This window comes from Vibrio sp. Y176 (assembly GCF_033438945.1).
Map to the genome: position 1 here is coordinate 1 of NZ_JAWOQS010000928.1, position 566 is coordinate 566.

Here is a 566-nt window from a genome sequence, read left to right on the forward strand (position 1 = left end):
CACCTCACCAGAAGGTGCGTATTCGTTAACGTCAATTGGGCTATGGCTTTCTAGATAGTCTTTCAAGACTTCTGCATCGGTAAAACCTGTGTTGACGTAGCCAGGGTGCGTATCAATTTTAGGGTAACCATCGCCACCAGAAGCGTTGTAACTTGGTACTGTGAAGCGGTAGCGACCATCTAAACGCAGTTGCTTGTTACCGATAAATACATTGGTGACTTTGTCATTTTCAATACGCATAGAGATACCCGCGAACTGCGCGTAAGCACCTGAATCAACTGGCTTGGTTGCAACAATGTTTAGGTAATCCAAGACTTCTTGACCAGACATATCGACGTAAGAAACCATGTTGCCAAATGGCTGCACGGTCAGCACATCTTTGTATGTGATTTCACCAGCTTCAATAGAATCACGCACACCACCTGAGTTCATCACTGCGAAATCAGCTTTTGCACGTTCCATATGAGCCGTTGCAATTAAACGACCTAGATTCGTCTGTTGGAATCGCACGACATCACGGTCACCCTCTAGCTTACCGTTTGATTCCGCAATTTTCACATTCAGCT

General features: G+C 45.4%; 1 protein-coding gene. It reads right to left on the minus strand.

All coding sequences use genetic code 11. The features are described 5' to 3' along the window. On the minus strand, positions 1–566 hold a 566-nt coding region (locus R7O13_RS29455), incomplete at both ends, for a 5'-nucleotidase C-terminal domain-containing protein (protein WP_318305538.1).